21 protein-coding genes and 5 pseudogenes are annotated in these 22,828 nt (G+C 63.8%); 14 read left to right on the top strand and 12 right to left on the bottom strand.

Going from position 1 to position 22,828, the window contains the following annotated elements; translation table 11 throughout:
* Positions 1-57: 57 nt before the first annotated feature.
* Genes ACFMBG_RS22750 through ACFMBG_RS22730 form a run of 5 tightly spaced genes read left to right on the top strand, consistent with a single transcriptional unit; the run spans position 58 to position 4,453 of the window.
* Positions 58-606: a TRAP transporter small permease gene (locus tag ACFMBG_RS22750; RefSeq protein WP_421056943.1), complete on the top strand. Its 549-nt coding sequence runs from the start codon at positions 58-60 to the stop codon at positions 604-606.
* 9 nt (positions 607-615) lie between these two features.
* Complete coding sequence (locus ACFMBG_RS22745) at positions 616-1,911, top strand: TRAP transporter large permease (protein ID WP_421056942.1); 1,296 nt, start codon at positions 616-618, stop codon at positions 1,909-1,911.
* The gene (locus ACFMBG_RS22740) at positions 1,911-2,657 is read left to right on the top strand and encodes a 5-oxoprolinase subunit B family protein (protein ID WP_421056941.1); all 747 of its coding nucleotides are present in this window, start codon (positions 1,911-1,913) and stop codon (positions 2,655-2,657) included. Before ACFMBG_RS22745 ends, ACFMBG_RS22740 begins: the two co-directional genes overlap by 1 nt.
* Entirely contained in the window at positions 2,654-3,670 is a 1,017-nt protein-coding gene (locus ACFMBG_RS22735; protein WP_421056940.1) for a 5-oxoprolinase subunit C family protein, read from the top strand. Before ACFMBG_RS22740 ends, ACFMBG_RS22735 begins: the two co-directional genes overlap by 4 nt.
* Before the next feature lie 9 nt (positions 3,671-3,679).
* The gene (locus ACFMBG_RS22730; protein ID WP_421056939.1) at positions 3,680-4,453 is read left to right on the top strand and encodes a LamB/YcsF family protein; all 774 of its coding nucleotides are present in this window, start codon (positions 3,680-3,682) and stop codon (positions 4,451-4,453) included.
* A gap of 48 nt (positions 4,454-4,501) precedes the next feature.
* On the opposite strand, the gene ACFMBG_RS22725 is transcribed toward ACFMBG_RS22730, so the two are convergent.
* Positions 4,502-6,898 (bottom strand): 1-deoxy-D-xylulose-5-phosphate synthase N-terminal domain-containing protein, encoded by a 2,397-nt coding sequence (locus tag ACFMBG_RS22725; RefSeq protein ID WP_421056938.1) that lies wholly within the window; start codon positions 6,896-6,898, stop codon positions 4,502-4,504.
* 22 nt (positions 6,899-6,920) lie between these two features.
* Positions 6,921-8,123 carry a methionine gamma-lyase gene (locus ACFMBG_RS22720; protein WP_421056937.1) on the bottom strand — a complete coding sequence of 401 codons (1,203 nt, stop codon included), beginning with the start codon at positions 8,121-8,123 and terminating at the stop codon, positions 6,921-6,923.
* A 113-nt stretch (positions 8,124-8,236) separates the two neighbouring features.
* Here ACFMBG_RS22720 and ACFMBG_RS22715 point away from each other — a divergent pair, with 113 nt between their 5' ends.
* Positions 8,237-8,695, top strand: coding sequence for an Lrp/AsnC family transcriptional regulator (locus ACFMBG_RS22715; protein WP_421056936.1), 459 nt, complete (start codon positions 8,237-8,239; stop codon positions 8,693-8,695).
* An 18-nt stretch (positions 8,696-8,713) separates the two neighbouring features.
* Here the strand turns inward: ACFMBG_RS22715 and ACFMBG_RS22710 are convergent, their stop codons facing one another.
* Both ACFMBG_RS22710 and ACFMBG_RS22705 read right to left on the bottom strand, forming a co-directional pair.
* Positions 8,714-9,727 (bottom strand): zinc-binding alcohol dehydrogenase family protein, encoded by a 1,014-nt coding sequence (locus ACFMBG_RS22710; protein ID WP_421056935.1) that lies wholly within the window; start codon positions 9,725-9,727, stop codon positions 8,714-8,716.
* A gap of 23 nt (positions 9,728-9,750) precedes the next feature.
* On the bottom strand, positions 9,751-10,041 hold the full coding sequence (locus ACFMBG_RS22705) for a putative quinol monooxygenase (RefSeq protein WP_421056934.1): 291 nt from the start codon (positions 10,039-10,041) through the stop codon (positions 9,751-9,753).
* Positions 10,042-10,146: 105 nt separating this feature from the next.
* On the opposite strand from ACFMBG_RS22705, the gene ACFMBG_RS22700 reads away from it, so the two are divergent.
* Complete coding sequence (locus ACFMBG_RS22700; protein WP_421056933.1) at positions 10,147-11,037, top strand: LysR family transcriptional regulator; 891 nt, start codon at positions 10,147-10,149, stop codon at positions 11,035-11,037.
* A 140-nt stretch (positions 11,038-11,177) separates the two neighbouring features.
* The gene (locus tag ACFMBG_RS22695) at positions 11,178-11,510 is read left to right on the top strand and encodes a GYD domain-containing protein (protein ID WP_421056932.1); all 333 of its coding nucleotides are present in this window, start codon (positions 11,178-11,180) and stop codon (positions 11,508-11,510) included.
* A gap of 135 nt (positions 11,511-11,645) precedes the next feature.
* Here ACFMBG_RS22695 and ACFMBG_RS22690 read toward each other — a convergent pair whose 3' ends face one another.
* Together ACFMBG_RS22690 and ACFMBG_RS22685 are read right to left on the bottom strand one after the other, a co-directional pair.
* Complete coding sequence (locus ACFMBG_RS22690; protein ID WP_421056931.1) at positions 11,646-11,885, bottom strand: hypothetical protein; 240 nt, start codon at positions 11,883-11,885, stop codon at positions 11,646-11,648.
* Between the two features lie 94 nt (positions 11,886-11,979).
* A pseudogene (locus tag ACFMBG_RS22685) lies at positions 11,980-12,396 on the bottom strand (IS21 family transposase); the annotation flags it as partial.
* On the opposite strand from ACFMBG_RS22685, the pseudogene ACFMBG_RS22680 reads away from it, so the two are divergent.
* Positions 12,350-13,042 (top strand): annotated as a pseudogene (locus ACFMBG_RS22680) (transposase). The pseudogenes ACFMBG_RS22685 and ACFMBG_RS22680 sit on opposite strands and share 47 nt — an antisense overlap.
* Positions 13,043-13,062: 20 nt before the next feature.
* Here ACFMBG_RS22680 and ACFMBG_RS22675 read toward each other — a convergent pair.
* From ACFMBG_RS22675 to ACFMBG_RS22665, 3 genes and pseudogenes are all read right to left on the bottom strand, one after another.
* The gene (locus tag ACFMBG_RS22675; RefSeq protein WP_421056930.1) at positions 13,063-13,335 is read right to left on the bottom strand and encodes a M10 family metallopeptidase C-terminal domain-containing protein; all 273 of its coding nucleotides are present in this window, start codon (positions 13,333-13,335) and stop codon (positions 13,063-13,065) included.
* A gap of 45 nt (positions 13,336-13,380) precedes the next feature.
* Positions 13,381-13,470 (bottom strand): annotated as a pseudogene (locus tag ACFMBG_RS22670) (calcium-binding protein); the annotation flags it as partial.
* Positions 13,467-15,407, bottom strand: coding sequence for a calcium-binding protein (locus ACFMBG_RS22665; RefSeq protein ID WP_421056929.1), 1,941 nt, complete (start codon positions 15,405-15,407; stop codon positions 13,467-13,469). The pseudogene ACFMBG_RS22670 and the gene ACFMBG_RS22665, both read right to left, overlap by 4 nt.
* A gap of 736 nt (positions 15,408-16,143) precedes the next feature.
* Between ACFMBG_RS22665 and ACFMBG_RS22660 the strand changes: the two are divergent.
* Positions 16,144-16,656, top strand: a pseudogene (locus tag ACFMBG_RS22660) (transposase); the annotation flags it as partial.
* 120 nt (positions 16,657-16,776) lie between these two features.
* On the opposite strand, the pseudogene ACFMBG_RS22655 reads toward ACFMBG_RS22660, so the two are convergent.
* The 3 genes and pseudogenes from ACFMBG_RS22655 to ACFMBG_RS22645 form a co-directional block, all read right to left on the bottom strand.
* A pseudogene (locus ACFMBG_RS22655) lies at positions 16,777-17,127 on the bottom strand (IS110 family transposase); the annotation flags it as partial.
* A 180-nt stretch (positions 17,128-17,307) separates the two neighbouring features.
* Positions 17,308-17,886 (bottom strand): UbiX family flavin prenyltransferase, encoded by a 579-nt coding sequence (locus ACFMBG_RS22650; RefSeq protein WP_421056928.1) that lies wholly within the window; start codon positions 17,884-17,886, stop codon positions 17,308-17,310.
* Positions 17,883-19,391, bottom strand: coding sequence for a UbiD family decarboxylase (locus tag ACFMBG_RS22645; RefSeq protein WP_421056951.1), 1,509 nt, complete (start codon positions 19,389-19,391; stop codon positions 17,883-17,885). Before ACFMBG_RS22645 ends, ACFMBG_RS22650 begins: the two co-directional genes overlap by 4 nt.
* Positions 19,392-19,526: 135 nt before the next feature.
* On the opposite strand from ACFMBG_RS22645, the gene ubiT reads away from it, so the two are divergent.
* Genes ubiT through ACFMBG_RS22625 form a run of 4 tightly spaced genes read left to right on the top strand, consistent with a single transcriptional unit; the run spans position 19,527 to position 22,561 of the window.
* A complete protein-coding gene (ubiT, locus tag ACFMBG_RS22640) occupies positions 19,527-20,069 on the top strand; it encodes a ubiquinone anaerobic biosynthesis accessory factor UbiT (RefSeq protein WP_421056927.1) in 543 nt (180 codons plus the stop codon).
* On the top strand, positions 20,069-21,046 hold the full coding sequence (gene ubiU / locus ACFMBG_RS22635) for a ubiquinone anaerobic biosynthesis protein UbiU (protein WP_421056950.1): 978 nt from the start codon (positions 20,069-20,071) through the stop codon (positions 21,044-21,046). Before ubiT ends, ubiU begins: the two co-directional genes overlap by 1 nt.
* A gap of 4 nt (positions 21,047-21,050) precedes the next feature.
* The gene (gene ubiV / locus ACFMBG_RS22630; protein WP_421056926.1) at positions 21,051-21,956 is read left to right on the top strand and encodes a ubiquinone anaerobic biosynthesis protein UbiV; all 906 of its coding nucleotides are present in this window, start codon (positions 21,051-21,053) and stop codon (positions 21,954-21,956) included.
* On the top strand, positions 21,953-22,561 hold the full coding sequence (locus tag ACFMBG_RS22625; protein WP_421056925.1) for an NnrS family protein: 609 nt from the start codon (positions 21,953-21,955) through the stop codon (positions 22,559-22,561). The genes ubiV and ACFMBG_RS22625 overlap by 4 nt, the downstream gene beginning before the upstream one ends.
* Positions 22,562-22,828 lie beyond the last annotated feature (267 nt).

Below are 22,828 nucleotides of genomic sequence, written 5' to 3'. Positions count from 1 at the left end.
TGCAACATGGCCGGACGCCGGGAGCGGCGTCCGGTCTCCTGGGGAGGAGGAGCAGCCATGCGGGTTGTGCTCGATTTCATCTACCGTGCGGCCGGGGGGCTGGCAGCACTGTTCATCGTGGCCATCGTGGCGCTGGTTTTCGCGCAGGTGTGCCTGAACCTGGCCGACAAGATCGCGGTGGCAATGACCGGCAGCGGGGTTGGCCTGACGATCCCGTCCTATGCGGATTTCACCGGCTTTTTCCTGGCGGCTTCGACCTTTCTGGCGCTGGCCTATGCGCTGCGGGCGGGCGGCCATATCCGGGTGACGCTGCTGACCAACCGGCTGCCGTCGCGCGGCCGCGGCGTGGTGGAGATCGCGGTGACCTTGCTGGCGCTGGCGATGAGCGGCTATGCCACCTGGTACATGGGGCTGCTGCTGCTGGAGTCGCTGGAGTTCGGCGACCGCAGCGCGGGCATGGTGTCGGTGCCGCTGTGGCTGCCGCAGGCGCCGGTCACCCTGGGGCTTGCCATCCTCACCCTGGCGCTGGCGGACGAGCTGGTCTCGATGCTGCGCGGCGCGCTGCCCTCTTGGGAGGGCAAGGGCGAAAATCTTCTGAGCGAATAGGGGATCATCATGTCGGTTGCCGCGCTTTCCATCATTCTTCTGGTCCTTCTGTTCCTGTTCCTGGGCGCCGGCCTGTGGGTGGCCTTTGCGCTCTTGGGCGTGGGCATCGCCGCGATGGCGCTGTTCACCGAGGCGCCGCTGGGGCTGGTGATGGCCACCACCATGTGGGGCCACAGCAACTCCTGGGCCTTGGCGGCGCTGCCGCTGTTCATCTGGATGGGCGAGATCCTGTTCCGCTCGCGCCTGTCGGAGGACATGTTCACCGGGCTGTCGCCCTGGATGAACCGGCTGCCGGGGCAGCTGCTGCATGTGAACGTCTTTGCCTGCGGGATCTTTGCCGCGGTGTCGGGGTCGTCCGCGGCCACCGCCGCCACCATCGGCAAGCTGTCGATTCCGGAGCTGGCGCGCCGCGGCTACCCCGAAAAGCTGGTGATCGGCACCCTGGCCGGTTCCGCCACGCTGGGGCTGCTGATCCCGCCGTCGATCATCCTGATCGTCTATGGCGTGGCGACCGAGCAATCCATCGCCCGGCTGTTTGTCGCGGGTGTGCTGCCCGGCGTGCTGCTGGTCGGGCTGTTCGTGGGCTATGTGGTGGTCTGGGCGCTGCTGAACCGCAGCAAGCTGCCCACTGAGGACATCGCCGCCACCTTCCGCGAGAAGCTGAAGCGCGCCCGCAGGCTGCTGCCAGTGGTGCTGCTGATCGGCGGGGTGATCGGCTCGATCTATACGGGCATTGCCTCGCCCACCGATGCCGCCGCCGTCGGCGTGGTGCTGGCGCTGCTGTTGTCGTGGCAGTCCGGCTCGCTGACCCGGCAGAGCTTTACCGAGGGGCTGATGGGGGCGACCGTCACCTCCTGCATGATCGCCTTTATCCTGGCGGGGGCGTCGTTCCTGACCGTGGCGATGGGGTTCACCGGCATTCCGCGCATCCTGGCGGAGTGGATCGGCTCCTTGAACCTGTCGACCTTCACCCTGCTGGCGGCGCTGACCATTTTCTTTGTGATCATGGGCTGCTTCCTGGATGGGATCTCGGTGGTGGTGCTGACCGCCTCGGTGATCATGCCGATGGTGCTGGAGGCGGGGATTGATCCCTTGTGGTTCGGCATCTTCCTGGTGATCGTGGTGGAGATGTCGCAGATCACGCCGCCGGTCGGCTTCAACCTGTTTGTGCTGCAGTCGCTGACCGGGCGGGACATTCTGACCGTGGCCAAGGCGGCGCTGCCGTTCTTCTTCCTGATGGTGGTGGCGCTGGTGCTGATCGTGCTGTTCCCGTCCATCGTGACCTTCCTGCCGGAGCAGATGTGATGGCCGAGGTGAGCGCAGCAACACCTGTTCCCGAAATCCGCACGGTGGGTGTGGACGGGATGCTGGTGAGCTTTGGCAGCCGCCTGAGCGAGCCGGCCAACCGGGCCGCCCTGGCGTTCCGCGCAGCACTGGCGGAGGCAAGCTGGGACGGGGTCGAGGAAGTCTCTACCTCGCTGGTGTCGGCCTATGTGCGCTTTGATTTGCGGCATCTGGACCATGCGGCGCTGCGGGCGCGGCTGGGGGCGCTGCTGGCGCAGCGCGACTGGTACGCGGCAGAGCTGCCCGGCCAGCGCCGGCTGTGGCGCATTCCGGCGGTGTTCGGCACCGAACTGGCACCGCAGCTGCCGCAGGCGGCAGAGGCCGCGGGGATGACGGAGGCAGAGGCGGTGGCCTCGCTGTCGGCGGCGCGGGTGCGGGTGCAGACCATCGGCTTTGCCCCCGGCCAGCCCTATCTGGGCGAGCTGCCGGAGGCCTGGGACATTCCGCGCCAGACCCAGCTGACCACCCGCATCCCCGAAGGCGCGCTGGCGGTGGCGATCCGGCAGCTGGTGCTGTTCTCGGTCGCCACGCCCACGGGCTGGATGCACGCGGGCCAGACCGCGGTGCGGCTGTTCCGCCCCGATGCGGAGGAGCCGTTCCTGCTGCGCCCCGGCGATGAGGTGCAATTCACCCCGGTGACGCCGGAAGAGCTGCAAGGCTTGCGCCGCGATCCGTTGGGCGGTGCCAAGGCGGAGGATCTGTCATGACCGGCACGTTGACTGTTCTGCGCGTCGGACCAGGGGTGACCGTTCAGGACGGCGGCCGCCCGGGCTGGCTGGAATACGGGGTGTCGCGCGGCGGTGCTGCCGACCGGCTGGCGCTGGCCGAGGGCGCGGCGCTGTTGGGGCAGGGCGCGGATCTGGCGGCAGTCGAGATGGCCGGCATGGGCGGTGAGTTCCAGGCGGACAGCGATCTGCGCATCGCGCTGACCGGCGCCCCGATGCGGGCGAGCATCGACGGGGCTGCCGTGGCCTGGAACGCCAGCCACCTGCTGCCTGCAGGGGCGCGGCTGGCGATCGGGGCGGCGCAGAGCGGCAGCTATGGCTATCTGCATGTGGGCGGCGGCATCCAGACGCCGGAGCATCTGGGCGCGCGCTCGGCGCATCTGGCGGCGGGCATCGGCGCGCCGCTGAAAGAAGGCGACGTGCTGGAAACCGGTCCTGACAGCGGCCGCACCACCGGGCTGGGGCTGGCACCGGACGACCGGTTCGAGGGCGGCACCGTGCGGGTTGTGGCGAGCTTGCAGACTTCGCTGTTCCCGCAAGCTGAACTGGCGCGGTTCGAGCAGACAGCTTTCCGCCGCGGCGCCCGCGGCAACCGGATGGGCGTTCCGATGGAGAGCGATGGCGAGGGCTTCCGCCCCGACGGCGCGCGCACGGTGGTGTCGGAGGTGATCGTTCCCGGCGACATCCAGGTGACCGGCGACGGCACGCCCTATGTGCTGCTGGCGGAGTGCCAGACCACCGGCGGCTACCCGCGGATCGGCACGGTGCTGCCTTGCGACCTGCCGCTGCTGGCGCAGGCGGCGGCGGGGGCGGAGCTGCACTTCCGTTTCATTCCGCTGGAGGAGGCGGTAGAGCTGGAACGGGCAGAGGCGGAACGGCGCGAGGGGCTGCGCAGCCAGTGCTATCCCTTGATCCGGGATCCGCGCAGCATGTCCAACCTGCTGTCCTATCAGCTGATCAGCGGCGTGATTGCCGGTGAAGAAGATGTCTTGTGAGGAGATGACATGACCCGAACTGTCGATCTGAATGCCGATATGGGCGAAAGCTTTGGCGCCTGGTCGCTGGGCGATGATGCCGGGCTGCTGGATATCGTGACCTCGGCCAATATCGCCTGCGGCTATCATGCGGGCGATCCGGATGTGATGGCCGCGACGATGAAACACGCGGTGGCCAATGGCACCGGCATCGGCGCGCATCCCGGCTTTCCCGACCTGCAGGGCTTTGGCCGCCGCCGGATGTCGGTGCCGAACGGGACGCTGGGCAATATGGTGCGCTACCAGCTGGGCGCGGCGCAGGCGATGGCGCGCGCGGCGGGCGGCGCGGTGCGTCACCTGAAGCTGCACGGGGCGCTGGCCAATATGGCCTCGGAAGACCTGGCGATGGCGCGGGCTTGCTATCAGGCGGCCCTGTCGGTGGACCCGGAGATCATCGTGATGGTGCTGGCAGGCACCGCGCAGCAGCAGGCGGCGCAGGAGCTGGGCTGCAAGACCGCCTGCGAGATCTTTGCCGACCGCGCCTATAACGACGATGCGACGCTGGTGGACCGCAGCCTGCCCGGCGCGGTGATCCATGATCCGGCAGAGGCCGGGCGGCGGATGGTGGAGATGGTGCGCGAAGGCGCGATCATCACCGCCAGCGGCAAGCGCATCCCGGCGCGGATCGACACCATCTGCCTGCATGGCGACACGCCCGCGGCGGTGGCGATTGCCGCCGATGTGCGCCACGCGCTGCAGGACAGCGGTGTCGAGCTGGCCCAGTTCAGCGGCGAAGTGCTGTAAGCGCTAAGGCGGGGGCCATCGGGCCCCCGCATTTGTTTCCGGCAGGTCTCAGCTGCGCGCCATGGCGGCAAAGGCGCCGCGGGCGGCCTGTTTGCCTGCAGTGAGGCCGTTCACCTTTTCGACGATGGCGGCGGCGTCGATGCCGTGGTGGCGGTAGAGATCGCCGATGGTGCCGGTCTGGCCGAAATGCTCCACCCCCATCGGGATGGTCTGATGGCCCGCGACCGATCCCAGCCAGGACAGGGTGGCGGGGTGGCCGTCGATCACGGTGATCAGCTTGCAGTGCGGCGGCAGGGCACCCATCAGGGTTTCGGCATGGGACTGCGCCGCGGCATTGCCGCGCGAGCGCGCCCGCTGGGCGGCGGTCCAGCCGGAGTTCAGCCGGTCGGCGGAGGTCACCGCCAGCACGCCGACGTCGCGGCGCGCCTCGGCAATCATGCCCACGGCCCTGATCGCCTCGGGTGCGACGGCACCCTGGTAGGCGATCACCACCTCGCAGTTCGGCCCCGGCGGGCGCAGCCAGTAGGCACCGTCGATGGTGCCCTGGCGGAAGGCGTCATCGGCCCGTTTGCCGGGCTGTTCCAGCGGGTTGGTGGTGAGGCGCAGATAGACCGAGCCGCCGGTCTCATCCCGCAGCCAGGTGCGCTCGTCCGGGTCGCCCTCGCCGTCGCGCTGCACGTAGTCGAAGGCCCATTCCATGATCACCGCCAGCTCATCCGCAAAGGCGGGTTCAAAGGCGGCCAGGCCGTCCTGGGACATGCCGATCAGGGGGGTGCCGATGGACTGGTGCGCGCCGCCTTCGGGGGCGAGGGTGACGCCGGAGGGGGTGCCCGCGAGGATGAAGCGGGCGTCCTGGTAGCAGGCGTAGTTCAGCGCATCGAGGCCGCGGCTGACGAAGGGGTCGTAGACGGTGCCGATGGGGATCAGCCGCTTGCCGAACAGCGAGTGTGAGAGGCCCGCCGCGCCCAGCAGCAGCATCAGGTTCATCTCGGCGATGCCCAGCTCGATATGCTGGCCTTCGGGCGTGAACTCCCATTTCGCGGTGGAGGGGATGCGGTGCTCGATGAAGGCGTCGGCCTGGGCGGTGCGGGAGAACAGCTTGCGCCGGTTCACCCAAGGCCCAAGATTGGTGGTGCCGGTCACGTCCGGCGAAGTGGTGACGATGCGGTCGGCCAGTTCGCTGCTGCCCTTGGACAGATCGTCGAGGATCTTGCCGAAGGCCATCTGGGTGGAAATCTCGCGGCCGGCGGGGGCGGCGATTTCGGGCACCGGCAGCCGGGCGTCGGCATAGCGGCGGGTGCATTGGGCAAAGAACGGCACCTCGGACAGGAACTTGCGCAAGGCTTCCGGATTCTGGACGGTGGCGAGGGGCTCCCACTCCTGGCCCTCGGGCACGCCCATGTGGGCCTGCCACTGGGCGAACTGGCTGGCGTTCATCAGGCCGCCGTGGTTGTCCTTGTGGCCCGCAATCGGGGTGCCCCAGCCCTTGACTGTGTAGGCCAGAAAGCAGACCGGGCGGTCGTGGGTGATGGCGCCGAAGGTTTCGGCCATCGTCTCGACGCAGTTGCCGCCGAGGTTTTCCATCAGCGCCGCCAGTTCGGCGTCGCTGCGGCGTTCGATCAGGGCGGTGACGTCGCCCTGGTCGCCGAGGTCGTCAAGCAGCCGCTGGCGCCAGACCGCGCCGCCCATGAAGGTGAGGGCGGAGTATTCCTGGTTCGGGCAGGCGTCGATCCAGCCGCGCAGTTTCTCGCCGCCGGGTTCGGCGAATGCGGCGCGCTGCAGCACGCCGTATTTCACCCGCACAACGTCCCAGCCGAAGGTGTCGAAGATCTTCTCGATCCGTTCGAACAGGCCCTCGCGGACGATGCCGTCGAGCGACTGGCGGTTGTAGTCGATGATCCACCAGCAATTGCGCAGATCGTTCTTCCAGCCCTCTTGCAGGGCTTCGTAGATGTTGCCCTCGTCCAGTTCGGCGTCGCCCACCAGGGCCACCATGCGGCCCATGGGGGCGCCGGCGCCCCAGCTTTTGGCGGTGATGTAATCCTGCACCAGCGAGGCGAAGGAGGTGATCGCCACCCCCAGCCCGACCGAGCCGGTGGAGAAATCCACGTCGCAGGTGTCCTTGGTCCGGCTGGGGTAGCTTTGCACGCCGCCGAAGCCGCGGAAGTTCTCCATCTTTTCCCGGGTCTGGTTGCCCATCAGGTATTGCAGGGCGTGAAAGACCGGGGCGGCGTGGGGTTTCACCGCCACCCGGTCCTCGGGCCGCAGGGCGGAGAAATAGAGCGCCGTCATGATCGAGACCATCGAGGCCGAGGACGCCTGATGCCCGCCCACCTTGATGCCGTCCGCCTTGGGGCAGATGTGGTTGGCGTGGTGGACCATCCAGTGCGACAGCCACAGCAGCCGCTGTTCGATGGTCTTGAGGTGGGCAGGATCGGGGCGCATGGCGGTCTCCTTGAGGGGCGGTTTACTCGGCGGCCTGAAGCGCTGCGGGGGGCAGGGCCTGTTCCAGGTCGGCGATGATGTCTTCGGCGTCTTCCAGCCCGACGGACAGGCGGATCAGGCCGTCGCTGATGCCGTGTTCGGCGCGCTCCTCGGGGGTGTAGGTCGAGTGGGTCATCGAGGCCGGGTGCTGGATCAGGGTTTCGGCGTCGCCCAGCGACACCGCGCGCTGGATCATCTGCAGGCGGTTCATCAGGGCGATGCCGCCGGCCAGTCCGCCCTCGGCCTCAAAGGCGATCATGGCGCCGGGCTGGTCCATCTGGCGCTCCGCGATACCGTGCTGTTCAAAGCTGTCGAGGCCGGGGAAATAGACCGCGCCGACGGCGGGGTGCGTCTCAAGGTAGGCGGCGACGGTGCGGGCGGTGGCGCAGTGGCGGTCCATCCGCAGGTTGAGGGTCTTGATGCCGCGCAGGATCAGCATCGCGTTGAAGGGGGCCATCACCGCGCCGGTCATGTCCTTCATGCCGACCAGGCGGATTTCGGCGATCTGCTCAGCGGTGCCCACGACCAGGCCAGCCACCACATCGCCGTGGCCGCCCAGGTACTTGGTGGCGGAGTGCAGCACGATGTCGGCGCCGTGTTCGATCGGGCGGGTCAGGTAGGGGGTGGCATAGGTGTTGTCGACCACCACGGTGGCGCCGGCCGCATGGGCGATTTCGGCGGTGGCGGCAATGTCGACCAGACGCATGTTGGGGTTGGCCGGGGTCTCGAAATAGACGACGCGGGTCTTCTCGGAGACCGCGGCGCGCAGGTTTTCCGGGTCGGTCATGTCGACGTGGGTGATGGTGACGCCCCATTTGGCTAGACCATGGCGCATGAAGGCAAAGGTGCAGCCATAGAGCGTCTTGTCGACGATGATCTCATCGCCGGGCGACAGCAGTGTCCATAGAACCGCGGTGATCGCGCCCATGCCGCTGGAGAGGGCGAGACCGGCCTCGGCGCCCTCCAGCACCGCGATGCGCTGTTCCAGCAGGTCGCAGGTGGGGTTGGAGATGCGGCTGTAGATATGGCCTGCGCGCTCGCCTGCAAACATCTCGCCGCCGGCCTCGGCAGTCTCGAAGGTGAAGGTCGATGTCAGGTGCAGCGGCGGCGTCAGCGCCCCGTCGTGGTCCTGCGGGTCATAGGCGTGGTGAATGGCGCGGGTGGCAAATCCTGCGGAACGTTTCATGTCGGGCTCCTGATCTCTGTTACTGCCATATTGCGCCTGCTCATCGGGTAATGGATTGCCAATTATGCCAGCCGGACGATAAGTTTTGGCAGAATCTGCCAATCGGGGGCCTTGTGGACAGCAAAGACAGACAGATCATCCGCGCCTTGCAGCGCGACGGGCGTATGACCAATCAGGATCTGGCCGAGGCGGTCAACCTGTCGCCCTCGCCCTGCCTGCGCCGGGTGCGGAACCTGGAGGCCAGCGGGGTGATCCGCGGCTACAGCGCCGATGTGGACGCGGCGGCCTATGGCATGGCGATCACCGTCTTTGTGCGGATCCGGCTGGAGCGGCACAATGAAACCGACGTGCAGTCCTTTGAAGGCAAGGTGCGGCGGATGGACGAGGTGCTGGAGTGCCATGTGCTGACCGGGGCGATGGATTACCAGCTGCGGGTGCTGGTGCCGGATCTGGAAGCCTATGAGAGCTTTATCCGCAACCGCATTCACCCGATTGGCGGCATTGCCTCGATCGACACCAGTTTCGTGTACGGGACGGTCAAGAGAACGGCGGTGTTCCCGCCGGTCTCCTGACCTGTTCGCAAGGGGCCGTCAGAAGCCCTCCAGCACGATCTTGCCGCGCGCCTTGCCGCTTTCCAGCAGCGCGTGGGCGCGGGTGACATTGGCGGCGTTGATGGTGCCGAAGGCTTCGGTTGCGGTGGTCTTGATGCGGCCCGCATCGACCAGCTCTGAGACCTCATCGAGGATGGCGCCCTGGCGGGCGATGTCCGCGGTAGCAAACACCGGGCGGGTGAACATCATTTCCCAGTGGATCGACACGGATTTGCCCTTGAACGGCATGATGTCAAAGCTTTCCGGGTCGTCGATCAGCCCGAAGCGGCCCTGCGGTGCGATCAGCTCCGCGATCTGCGGCACGTAGCTGCCGGAGTGCTGGGTGGCAAAGACAAAGGCCGGGGCGCTGATGCCAAGGGCCGCGATCTGAGCGGGCAGGGGTTTGGAGTGGTCGATCACGTGATCTGCACCGAGGTCCCGCACCCAGTCCTGCGTTTCGGGGCGCGAGGCGGTGGCGATGACGGTGGCGTCGGTCAGCTGTTTCAGCAGCTGGATGGCGATCGAGCCGACACCGCCGGCGCCGCCGATGATCAGCACCGCATTGGCTGCGCCGGGCACCGGGCGGGTCACCTCCAGCCGGTCGAACAGCATCTCGTAGGCGGTCAGCGTGGTGAGCGGCAGCGCCGCGGCGGCGGCATTGGCGGCGGAGGCCGGGGCGCGGCCCGCGATGCGTTCATCCACCAGATGGTATTCGGCATTGGTGCCGGGGCGGTCGATGGCGCCGGCGTACCAGATGCGGTCGCCGGGCTTGAAGCGGGTGGCGGCCTCGCCGGTTTCGACGACCTCGCCCACCGCGTCCCAGCCGAGGATGGCGGGGCTATCGCCTTCGGGCGCGCGGCGCTGGCGTATCTTGCAGTCCACCGGGTTGACCGAGACCGCCTGCACCCGGACCAGCAGGTCGTGGCCGGCGGCTTTGGGCTTGTCCGCCTCGAAATCAATCAGAGCATCGGGGCGGTCGATGGGGCCGGTGCTGGTGTAGCCTACAGCTTTCATGTCGTGTCCTTCCTTGCTTGGTCTCAGCCGATCAGGGGCATTTCGTGCAGGGTGAATTCGGCCACTGCGCCGTCGGTGGCTTCCATATAGGCCGCCAGGTGCGGCGCCTGCATGTGGGCCTGCCACAGTTCGCGGCTCTCCCAGGTTTCATGGAACATGAAATGGGCGGGGTTTTGATTGTCCTGGTGCAGGTCGTAGGTGATGCAGCCCGCTTCGGCGCGGGTGATGGCGATCAGCTTTTCCAGCTCGGCCTTCACCAGATCGGTCTTGCCGGGGTTGGCGGTGATGTTGGCGACGATGGTCAGGTTCGGCATTGGCTTGGTCCTTTGGGTGTGTCGATTTTCTGAGGGAAAGATACGCGCTGGTGATTTCCGGATAAACGGGCCAAGGTCGGAATGATAATCCGGGGAATCCGTATAATGCTGATCGACAACATCTGCCTGTTTCTGAAGATTGCCGAGAAGGGCAGCCTGGTGGCCGCCGGGCGCGAGCTGGGGCTGTCGGCCACCACCGTGTCGGAGCGGCTGGCGGCGCTGGAGGCGCATTACGGCGTGGTCCTGTTCAACCGCACCACCCGTTCCATCAGCCTGACGGAGGCGGGCCGGACGCTGGTGGAGGGCGCCCGGGTAGTGCTGGGCGAGGTCGACGATCTGGACGCCCGTATCCGCCACGGCGCGCAGACGCTGTCGGGGCCGGTGCGGGTCAGCGCGCCGGTGGATTTGGGCCGCAGCATCGTGTCGGATGTGGTGGCGGACTTCGCTGCCGCGCATCCGGCGATCTCCGTCGAGCTGTCGCTGTCCGACGGGTACGTCGATATCGTCGGCGAGGGGTTCGATATTGCGCTGCGGTTTGGCGCGGTGACCGACAGCACCTTGCGCATCCGCAGCCTGGGTGAGTTCCAGCGGATCGTCTGCGCTGCGCCCTCGTACATCGAGGCGCATGGCGCACCGCAGGCGCCCGGAGATCTGGCGGGGCACAACTGCCTGGTGATGCGGTTCGGGCGGACGCTGGACAATGTCTGGCGCTTTGGCAGCGGCAAGGCGCAGCAGGCGGTGACGGTGCGCGGCAACAAGACCGTGAATGACGGCTGGCTGGTGCGGCAATGGGCGCTGGCGGGGCAGGGGATCATCCTGAAATCGGAGCTGGATGTGGCCGGTGACCTGAAGGCCGGGCGGCTGGTGGCGCTGCTGGAGGACTATCTGCCGCCGCCCAATCCGCTGCAGATGATGTTTCCGCCGGGGCGCGCCCAGCCGCGGCGCGTCCGGGCCCTGGCGGAGGCGATCAGCGCGGCGCTGGCGGCCAGGGCATAGGGCAGGCGCCGGCCTGGGCGTGGTTTCAAATGCCAAATGGGCCGGTCTGTGCTATCATCCAACCCCGGGGGCATGCGGGCCGGACTGTCCGGCATCGTGCCCAGAAGCGGCTCGCCTTAACACCCCCAGGGAGAGTCAGAATGCCAAGATTTATCGTGACCGGTTGCTATACCTCCGCTGCCATGAAGGCGATGGTGGAAAACCCGAGCGACCGCGAGGCTGCGGCCCGCGCTGTTGTCGAAGCGGCGGGCGGCAAGCTGGAAGACTATTATCTGACGACGGGTGAAAGCGATTTTGCAATCAAGGTAACGATCGACGATGTCTCGGCCCTGCTCGCGGGCCTGCTGGCGGTTGGCGCCAGCGGCGCTGTCAGCAACCTCAAGACCGTGCGGGCCTTCACCTCGGATGAATTCACCGAAATGCAGAAGAAGGCGGGCGGCATTGCCGGGGCCTACAAGGCGCCCGGGAAGTAGGCACCGCCTGAGCCGGGCCTTGTGTTCCGACAGCACCGTTGTGCGGAAGCCGCCTGTAAATGCAGCGCGGCCGCAAACTCCGTGTGATTTGCCGGAGGGCAGGGCCTTTTCGCGCCGGGCCTTTTGCAGGCTGATCTATGCAGCCCGTTTCTCGGCAGCTACCACTGTTATCTCCTCGCGGACTTCAATCAGGTTCAGTTCGGCCTGGTCTCTGTCCCGGCGGCTGATGAAGCCGCCATCCTTGAAAGACCGGTCAAACAAGGCTGGACGCTCGCCCAGGGTCTTCCACCGCCGTTCCGGCTCCACCAGACGCGCGGAAGCGTCAGCTTTGCGGGCGCTGGCAAGTTCCAGATCCGCCGAGATCAGGTCGATCATGGAGCTGACCGCAGCAGCCTCGGCCAGGAAAGAAACCTGCTGGCTTGGGCTCAGGACGGTCTTCCAGGTGCTGGAGGGGGTGAATTCTGTGCCATGCAAGATTGCAGAATTCCGGCTCGAAGACATAGTGGCTGGCCATTGCCAGAAAGCGCGCATTGACTTGGCGAATTTTACCTGTACCGCCTCGGTCAACCGCCGTGCGCATGTTGTTATAAATCCCACGCCGGGCCACGCCGCCGAAGACCCGGAAAGCATGCCAGTGAGTGTCAAACAGCGTCTCGTGGGATTGCAGAAAATAGGCCCGGACCAGGAAAGCCCGGCCGTGCGACAGCTTGATGTGGGCAACCCGGAGCTTGGTGCGCTCTCCACAGAGGACCGCCCAGTCTTCGCTCAAGTCGAATTGGAAGGCTTCACCCGGCTGGAGCGCCAGAGGAACGAACGTCCCGCGGCATGTTGACTGCTGAATGCACTGGCGTTCCGCGCGCCATGCACTCGCGAACGCCGCCACCCGCCCAAGGGGGCAGATAGCTCTGTTGCGGCCGTACTTTCCCAAGAGCCATGGAGAGCCGCGCGTGGATGATAGACGAGCCCTCAGCGGGATTATCTTTATCAATCGCAACGGTTTGTGCTGGTCCGATGCGCCGAAAGAGTATGACCCGCCCAAAACGCTCTACAATCGGTGGAAGCGGTGGAGCGATAAGGGTGTCATCGCTCGGATCATGGAAGGATTTGTTGCTGAGCACTCGGATCTTACGGCAATCATGATCGACGCGACGTACCCGAAAGCCCATCGCACGGCTTCAAGCCGCCCGATCCAGTTCTTCACGGCTGCCGGGCAGGTCAGCGAAGACACCGGCGCAAGGGCGCTTCTGAGCAGCTTGCCTGCCGCCGATTAGATGATCGCTGACCGAGGTTACGACGCTGACTGGTTCCGAGATGCTTTGAAAGACAAGGGGATAAGGCCCTGCATCCCCGGCCGGAGGTCCCGTGACAAACCGGATCGATACGACAAGCACAGGTACATGCGACTTAACCGCATCGAGATCATGTTCGGTCGATTGAAAGTTTGGCGACGCATTGCCACCCGATACGAAAGGTGCCCAAAGATGTTCTTGTCTGTCATCGCTCTCGCCGCCGCCGTCATCTTCTGGCTTTGAAATTCAATGAGTCTTGAGGCCTAGTAAAGAACATTGCCTTTCAGGTCCTCCAGCTCCACCTCCTGCAGCGTCAGCTTATCTCCGTTGCCAAAGTCAAAGACCACGTTTTTTGAGATTTGGCTGGCATTGCTGAAAACCTCTGCTTCCGAGGTAAAGCCGAAGCTGCGCAGATCCAGCGTGTCAAAGCCGTCGCCGAAATCGGTGATCAGATCGGCACCATCGCCTTGATTGAACTCGAAGTGGTCATTGCCACTGCCGCCGGTCAGCTCGTCATTGCCGGTGCCGCCTGCCAAGTAATCGTTATGGTTACCGCCGTTCAGGGTGTCCGCACCCCTGCCGCCGTTCAGGGTGTCCTGACCGTCGCCCCCGGAAAGGCTGTCCGCGTTGCCTTCTCCTTTCAGGATGTCAGCACCAGCACCGGCCTTCAGCGTGTCATTGCCCAGCCCCCCGGCCAGGATATCGGCGCCATCCCCCCCAGCAGGCTGTCGGCGCCGCCGCCGCCCGAAAGCAAATCGTTGCCGGCACCGCCAAGCAGGATATCCTGTCCAGCTCCGCCAAGGAGCGAGTCGTTCCCGCTGCCGCCGTTGATGCTATCATCGCCATAATTGCCGGACAGGTGGTCCGCTCCGGTGCCGCCCTGCAACGTATCGTTCCCATCATTTCCTATGAGCAGGTCATTACCGCCGGCGCCAATAATGCTGTCATTTCCACCGCGGCCGGTGATGGTATCCGCTCCGCGAGTGACATACGTGATTTCAATCCGGGTGTTCGCCCAGGCATTGATGTCGAACGTGACCAAGCTGCCAGAGGCCACAAGACCGTTTGAGTAGCTGAGCACCGGTTGTGCCTTGGAGTTTTCTCCCCCGGCTCCGCCATCCCAAAGTTCTGTGAGAGTAATAAAGTAAGGACCGCCCTGCACATAGTTTCCGAAATCAAGGGTCACATTTTCGGACAACTTGCCGCTGCGCTCAGAGACAAAAGCCACAAATCTCAGGGCGTCCGCAGCATCCCCATAGCCGTGCACATCAATTTTGTTCGCCACCTCAAAATCGAGTTTGGCCTTCAGACCGACCAGGCTTTCGCTCATCATCCTGAAGACCTCACCAGAGAGGGACAAGCCCTCGCCTTCATGATTCAGCAGCGCGCGCTCCTGCGAACTGTTGAACGTCAGGGGCCAGATCTGTGCGGAATCCACACCGTGAGTTGCCATCTCGTACACCATCTCGACCAGCATCGAAGCATGCTTGAGCCCTTTGGTGTCCGGCCTGTCCTTCTGCGGGTTCCACTCTGTCAGGTGCTGTGTCAACTCCGGCGCGCGGGACGACCTCAGGTACTCTGTCGCAACCGGCTGACCGGCGGCACTGTTAGACTCACTTCTGAGCAGCACTTCAAAGCCGTTTAACTTGCTGAACAGATTTCCTTTTTCATTGTCTACGCTGTTACCGTTGGCGTCACCAGACAGCCCATAGTCGGCGTAGTAATGCAGCACGGCGCCATCTATTGCATCTGCTGCACCTGCATCAGCTTTTATGCCAGCGGCGATGTCTTTCGCCTGTACGCCGTCATTGCCCTGGCTCTGCACCCAGTACGTTTGGAATCCCTTGGGGACGGCACCGCCAAATTCCCTGTTGATATCGCTTTGATTGTAGAAAACCGGTACGGTCCCGCTCTCATCTGCAAAAATTGCTGCTTTTGCATTGGGATCGTCTTTGAAACCTGCATTCGGTGAAAAGGTCGCGGTCGAAGAGGTTGTTTGAACTAGGATCTCAGCGTCGATCCCGGCGGCATCCAGCTTTTTCTGGACGGCAACAGAAAGCTTGCCGACCAGACGCCCATACTCCGCGGCCGTCATTTGACCGCTGCCCCAGAATTCATTACCGAGTTCAAAGGAGGTTATGGTGACGCCTTCCAAAGCAGCGTAGCTGATTGCGGTGTCAATGTAGGCGAGGACCTTTTTGATGTAGTCCGGAGCCAGTTCGGTCCGGGAGCCATAGCTGCCGTTCTTTAAGGCGGTCAGGGCATCAGTCTTGAAACCTTCTTGAGTGGGAATAACAAGCGACACGCTGGCTCCGATCCTGCCCGCTGCGGCAAAGAATTCGTTCATCGGCGTCAAAGCCACGGAGGGGCTGATCCGGGACGTCGCAGAATTGGGGTTTGCCATGTCGAAGTGGGACTCGGTCACGGAGCCGCCGGGAAAGCGCAGGGTTGAAACTCCCAGAGCCTTTACATCGTTCTTATGGGAGTCTCCGGGGTCGATGAACTCGGTATCGTAGTGCGTAACCAAATTTGCCCCAAAGTAAGAGGAGCTGATTGTAACGATGCTTGGAGTGTTGTCCGTGTGATCCACAATAATGTAGGCAGTCATCTTTTTTCCAGAAATCTTGGGTAAATTAAATCAGTAGTGGTGCTGAAAGCATTACCACAACCTTAGATGGGTGTGATTGTCTTTCAAGCGGAAACGCCAGCAGCGGGCGCGGAGAGCGTTGAATAAGCCAGTGTTCTTGTTCTTTCACATCGCTGCCGGTGCGGGCTCCCGGTGCGGTGCTTGATTTGCTGGTCTGAAGTGAGGGTCAAACAGAGACGCAACGGATCAGGCATCACGGATGTTTGGGTCTGGTGGCTATGCGGCGCCTGCATAGCACGATAGCGCGATACCTCTTGAAGCCCCAGCAAAAGAAAACGCCCCTACCGGTGAAACATTCCGGGTTTTGGGACACAATCCCGGTTCTCCCAGGTTTTACTGGATGCGACCGACATTTGATAATGTGACCGCCCCCCCCGACGGCATCAATGTGCCAAGGTGGGTCTGCAACGATCCACAAAGGAGAGCGGTCACATCATTAGAGCCGGTCCCGAGCACCGTCCTGATCCTGGTGATACTGTCGGCACGATTGCCGTTGCCGAAGACGCCGTAGTGGCGGATGCGGTACTGGCCATTTGGCAGGACATGGATGTGGTCCTGACCCGTGAAACTGGTCCGAGGCGAATGCGAAATTTTGGGTACATTTCTGGCACGAGAGTGCTCTGCCCCCTGAAAACAGGACCGGTCGGAGCTGGAGTTTTCCGCTAAGTTTTCCTGGCTGGGAGAGGAGCGGAATCGCATGAAAGCATCGAAGTTCACGGAGGTGCAGAAGGCGTTCATCCTGACGCAGGGCGAGCAAGGCACACCGGTCGCGGAGATCTGCCGTAAGGCCGGGATCAGCCAGGCGGCGTACTTCAACTGGAAAAAAATACGGCGGGCTGCTGCCGGACGAGATGCGCCGGCTGAAAGTGCTCGAGGATGAGAACACCCGGCTGAAGAGTTGGAGGGACACGCAAACAGTCCGGGGGACTGTTTGCCCCGAACAACCGTGGCGGACCTGACGCTGGACAGGGAGATGCTTCAGGATGTCATTCGGCGAAAGCTCTGAAGCCTGGCCGTCTGCGCGAGATTGTCACGGGGATGTGCGTCTATTGGGGCGTGTCGATCCGGAAGGCTTGTGGGGCCATCTGCTTCGGCACCTCCACCTGCTACTACAAGTCCCGGCGGACCACTGCCCGGCAGGGCATCGCACAGCGATGTCCCGAGAGGGGATCAGGCTGCCGTCGAACGGCGGATCAAAGAGATCGCAGAGGATGCGGACCATGCCTGGCAAAAGAGGCAGACCTTCTTCTTTCAGCAGCCGGGTCAGCTCACGCTGAAAGACATGTCGGCCGGTCCCGACGCGGATGCCCCGCTCCATCAGGAAGCCCCGGGCCTGGTTCTCCAAGCGTGTCCGGTTCTGGACATGGCGTTCCCGTGCCCGGTGCTGCGCCTGAAGATCGAGTTGCTCGGGCGCCTTCAAGGTCACAAAGGACATGGTTGGGCGCGTTGCTGCTTCCGCAATCGCTTCGGCGTCCCGGTTGTCGGTCTTGGGGATTTTCACGTAGGGCCGGACATAGAGAGGCGACATCAGACGCGGCTCATGCCCTCGCTCCACACAGAAATGGCCAAGGTGGTGCGCGCCGCCGTATGCTTCCATCGCCACGACGCAAGTTGAGAGCCTGGACAAGAAGTCCAACAGCCGATGACGTCGGATGCGTTTTACGCAGAACAACCGCGCCATCGCCATCCAGACCAGAAACACTGCAAGTCGTCTTTCCCAGATCAATGCCCAGAACTGCGATCTCCATCAGAATGCTCCTTCTTCTCCGCTGATCTCTACGACAATAGCCGTGGTCTCGGCGGGAAGGCAGTTCATCCCATTACGTCACGGTGCATCCAGACCGAAGTTAGCGGTTTCTAGCTAGCCTTCAAGCTCGGGTGACCAAGGTTGCGCTCGAGGAGAGGATACATCCAGAATGTCAACCGCTCGGGCGGCGACCTGATTGGCAACTTCTGTCAACGTTGTGCTCGCAAGATAGAATGCAGGAACCGGTGGCATCACAATGGCACCCATTTCGGTCACTGCAGCCATATTCCTCAGGTGCGCCAATGTCAGCGGCGTCTCTCGGGCCAGCAGAACCAAACGCCTGCGCTCCTTAAGCTGCACACCAGCAGCCCGTGTTAGCAGATTGTCATCAAACCCGTGCGCGATAGCCGCCAAGGAGCGCATCGAACACGGCGCAACAATCATTCCCGACACTGGAACCGATCCTGAGGCGATGGCAGCGCCAATATCCTGGACCGGGTGGCAGCGGTTTGCCATTGCCCTCAGCTCTCCGGCCGCGCCAGCGCCGCATTCCTGGGCCAAGGTACGCTCTGCCGCGGCACTGGCGACAAGATCGATTTCCACCCCGGCGTTCATCAAATGACGCGCAACAGCCAGGCTGAGTACGGCACCAGAAGCACCCGACACGCCCAGCACAACCCGATGCGCGCTCATCTCCGCAGCTCCGGCATCAGACGAGCCACCAGGTCCGCGGCAAAAGCCTGATCTTTGGCGTCCGCTTGCATGACTTGCCCCCATTCACGGGCCGTTTCGCTGCCGGTTTTCGTTGTGGCATCGATACCGATCTTGCCCGCCAGCCCCGGCTGCGGCGACGCGAAGTCCAGGTAATCCATCGGCGTATTCTCCAGCATCATGACATCGCGGGACGGATCCATGCAGGTGGCCAGCACCCAAGCGATATCATCCCAGTTTCTTGGATCGATGTCCGCATCGACGGCAATAGTCATCTTGGTATAGCTGAACTGCGGCAGCATCCCCCACAGCGCCATCATCACCCGGCGGGCCTGGCCGGGGTAGCGTTTGTCGATGCTGACGATGGCAATGCGGTAGGAGCATGCGGCAGGCGGCAGCCACAGGTCGCGGATCTCCGGGATCTGCGCCCGCACCGTTGGCAGGGCCAGCCGGTTGAACACCTCGCCGATAATGGCAGGCTCATCCGGCGGCCGGCCGGTGTAGGTGGACAGGTACAGCGGAGTCTCTCGATGAGTCACCGCGCTTATCCGCATGACGGGAAAGGGCTCTGCCGGGTTATAATAGCCCGTATGGTCGCCAAAGGGGCCTTCGGGTGAGGTCTCCGAGGCGGACACCCAGCCTTCCAGAACCATTTCCGCATCAGCGGGCACCATCAGCGGGATAGTCTTGCAGGGCACCAGACGCGGGCGTGCGCCGCTGAGGGCGCCGGCAAAGGTCAGCTCCGACACGGTTTCGGGCAAGGGCAGCGCCGCAGACAGCAGTGTGGCGGGGTTCGCCCCGAGAACCACGGCAACCGGCATCGGCTCCCCCTGCCCGGCCCAACTGCGGTGATGCGCAGCACCGCCGCGGTGCGGCAGCCAGCGCATGATCAGCCGCGAGCGGTCCAGAACCTGGGTCCGGTAGACCCCTGCATTGTATCTGTTGACGTTTTCCGCGGCGCTGCCGTGCGGGCGGGTTATCACAACGGGCCAGGTAATCAGCGGCCCGGCATCCCCCGGCCAGTGGGTCTGCACCGGAAGGCCATCAAGGCTGGCATCAGGCCCCGCGCGGGTGATGGCCTGAACCAGAGCGGTTTTCACCATCTTCGGCCTGGTGGCCAGCGCTGCCTTGAGCATGGGCCAGCGGGACAAGGCATCGCGCAGACCGTCCGGCGGAGCAGGCGACCTGAGGGCAGCCAGAAAGCACCCCAGATCATCCAGGCCGTCCTGCGGCACCCCAAGGCCGGCCGCCACACGCTCAGCGGTCCCGAACAGGTTCACCACAACCGGAATGCCCGAGACCTGGCCGCTGTCCAGCACCGGGCGGTCGAACTGCAGCACCGGGCCGCCGGCCTCCAGCACCGCCCGGTGCACCGCCGTCATCTGATGGCGGACGGAGACCGCATCACCGACTTTCTGAAACTGCCCGGTTGAAGCGCACCAGTCGAGGAAATAGCGGAGGCTGGGATATGGCGGAAAAGTACGAATTGGACCGCTCCAGTACTGATTTCCGCCGATCCCTAGCAAAGTTTCCGGCTGCGAATTTGTCCGCCGTCAAACTCTGACCGCGTGCGGGGCCATACACCCGCTGCAGTCGAAGCCACCGGCGGGAAAGGATTTAATTTGCCACACGCCCAGCCACAGATCCCAAATTGCCCGGCAGCCCTTGCGCGTTTGCTGCGCGTCGCGCCCCTCGTTCCCTTGTCGCTTTCGCTCACGGCCTGTTCCCGGCGGATCGCCAAGCGCCACCCGGGCCTGTTCCGCCGCCTGGGCGAGCACAGTCGCAAAAGGTTTGTCCTGGCCCCTACTGATCTGCCCGTTCTTCTTTGCCTTGATCCTAACGAGGGCCAGCCGAAAGTCCGCGCGGTGCGTGGAAATTGCGACGGCGATGCCCGGATATCCGGCCCGCTGGCAGCGCTTCTGGGGCTGGTGCATGGCGTCTATGACGGGGATGCATTGTTTTTCTCCAGGGACCTGGTGATCGAGGGCGATACCGCAGCAGCGCTGGCACTGCGCAATGCGGTGGACGACGCCGAGCTAGACATCTCGCAGGAAATCGCCGCCCTGTCCGGGCCGTTTGCCCGCTGTCTGTTGCGAGCCGTAGCCTTTGCCCAGAGGCGCACGGGCGTTCCCCTGGCCCGGCCGGAGGAGGAAGAGGCATGGTGATGGAAATCGTTTGCCCGGCAGGCACCCCCGCGGCACTGCGCGCCGCCGTCAAGGCCGGAGCGCACACGGTCTATTGTGGCTTCAACGACGAGACCAACGCCCGCAATTTCCCGGGCCTCAACTTTGACCGCGCCGAAATACGCGAAGGGGTGGTTTTTGCACATGATCGCGGCGCCAAGGTGCTGGTGGCGATCAACACATTCCCCCGCGCAGGCGATCAGGGGCTCTGGCACCGCGCCGTTGACGACGCCGCACAATCCGGCGCGGATGCGGTGATCCTGGCGGACCCCGGTTTGCTGGATTACGCCGCACGCAGCCACCCCGGCCTGCGGCTGCATCTTTCGGTTCAAGCCGCCGCCTCAAATGCCGACATCATCAATTTCTATGCCAGCACATTCGGTGTGAGACGGGTGGTGCTGCCGCGTGTCCTTTCCGTGCCGGAAATCGCGGCGATCAACGCCGAAACAGAAGTGGAAACCGAGGTATTTGTCTTTGGCGGATTGTGTGTGATGGCCGAAGGGCGCTGCTCGCTCTCGTCCTATGCAACCGGGCGGTCGCCCAACATGAACGGTGTCTGCTCTCCCGCCAGCCATGTGGAATACCGCGACGATAACGGTGCCCTGGACGCAAGGCTGGGCGGGTTTACAATCCACCGCGTGGCAAAAGATGAGCCAGCGCCCTATCCGACCTTGTGCAAAGGCTGTTTCTCCGCCGGCAGCCAGACTGGCCACCTGTTCGAAGACCCTGTCAGCCTCAACGCAGAACAGTTGATCCCGCAGCTGCAAAAGGCCGGTGTTACCGCGCTGAAGATCGAAGGGCGTCAGCGTTCGAAGTCCTATGTGGCGCAGGTGGTGCGCAACTTCCGCGCTGCCGTTGATGCGCTCGAAGCAGGCCAGCCTCTTCCGCAGGGCATGCTGGTGCGGCTGTCTGAAGGTCAGGCGATGACCACGGGCGCCTACAAGAAAACCTGGAGATAACAGAATGGAACTGACCGTCGGGCCTAACCAATTCTTCTGGCCGGCCGAAAGCTGGAGCGCGTTTTATGCCGCTTTGGCCGAGGCTCCTGTTGATCGTGTTGTTCTGGGGGAGCTGGTTTGCTCCAAACGCCTGCCCTTCTATCAGGACCGCATCCCTGAGGCACTGGCCCTGCTTGCGGAAGCGGGCAAGGAGGCGGTGCTGACCAGCCTTGCTCTTGTCACGCTCAAGCGCGAGCGCAAGCTGACGGCGGAACTTGCCGAGATGGGGGTAACGGTTGAGATCAACGACCTGACGGCGCTGGCGCATCTGCCCAAGGGCATGGGCTTTCACGTCGGGCCGCTGGTCAATGTCTATAACGAAGGCACTTTGGCCTGGCTGGCGTCACTGGGGGCCATACGTGTCTGCCTGCCGCCGGAGCTGCCGCTGACGTCGGTTGCAACTCTGACCCGCACAGGCAAGGAGCTGGGTGTTGCTATCGAGGTCTGGGGCCACGGGCGGCTGCCGCTGGCGATCTCGGGACGCTGCTACCATGCGCGGCTGCACAAGCGGACCAAAGACAACTGCCAGTTCGCCTGCGAGGATGACCTGGACGGGTTGGAAGTTTATACCCTGGAGGATCAGCCCTTCATGGCGATGAATGGGGTCCAGACCCTGTCGCACAGCTATGCCTGCGCCGATTACCAGATAGAGGCACTGGCCGCGGCGGGTATTTCCGCCCTGCGCCTGTCGCCGCAATCCCAGGGCTTCACCCGGCTGTGCCAAACCTACCGCGACCGGATGAATGGTTCTTTGCCCCCTGGAGCCATTGCCGCGGATGTGCAGAAAACATCTCTGCAAACCCGCTTGAGCGATGGGTTCCTGACCGGGCCAAGCGGTTTGTCCTGGTCTGGTGCTCCAACGCCATCATGATCAAGTGCGGCGACTTCAGCGCCTTCTGGGACGCTCCATACCGTCCGCTGTTCCTTTTAGCGTTTCTTTGTGCCCTCCTGTCCGTCGCTTGGTGGCCACTGGGCGTGCAGCTGGGATTGCCGGAGCCGGGGTTGCAGCCAGCGGTTTTGTGGCATGTTCATGAGCTTCTCTTTGGTTTTACCTCCGCTGCCATTGCCGGCTACCTGCTGACGGCGCTGCCAGGCTGGACAGGGCGACCGCCTTTGCGCGGCACCGGCCTTAAGGTTATGGTTTCGTTCTGGCTGCTGGCCCGCGCCGCGTCAGCAATATCCGCGGCAGTGCCGCTTGCTGCCCTTCTGTTCTTGAACGCCGCATTTTTTCTTGGCCTTGCCGGGTATCTTCTGCACGAGCTGACCGCAGCCCGGGCATTTCGCAAACTTGGCTTTGCCTGTGCCGTTCTAGCCCTGGGCCTGGGGGAGGCTGTTTACCTGTCAAATGCCGCCACCGAAAAAATCTGGATCAGCCTAGCCGTTGCGCAAACTGTCCTGACCGGCCTCGTCCTGCTCCTGTTCAGCGTTGGCGTGCGGGTAATCCCTGCGTTTACGTATCTCGCAGTATATGATTGAAGCAGATGAACGCATGCCAGCCTCACTGTCGGCGGTGAACCTTAATCAGCGCATCTACTGCAAACACATCATGTCATTCGCCGCAGCCCAGGCGTATGGGCTGTGACCGGCATGCTGCGCCCGCGAACGGCTGAGCCCAGGGCAATGACGGCTAAGGGCTGAGGCTGTGTGGAAACTCGCCGTTATCAGCGGCCTTGGCCTCGTTCCCAAGCGATCTCGGCGTTGATCTGCAAATGAACGGCGAGGTTGAACTGCCTTTCAGGACGG

The sequence above is a fragment of the Leisingera coralii genome, from assembly GCF_049056525.1.
GTDB classification, from domain to species: domain Bacteria; phylum Pseudomonadota; class Alphaproteobacteria; order Rhodobacterales; family Rhodobacteraceae; genus Leisingera; species Leisingera coralii.
This window is presented reverse-complemented; position numbering and strand designations above follow the sequence as displayed.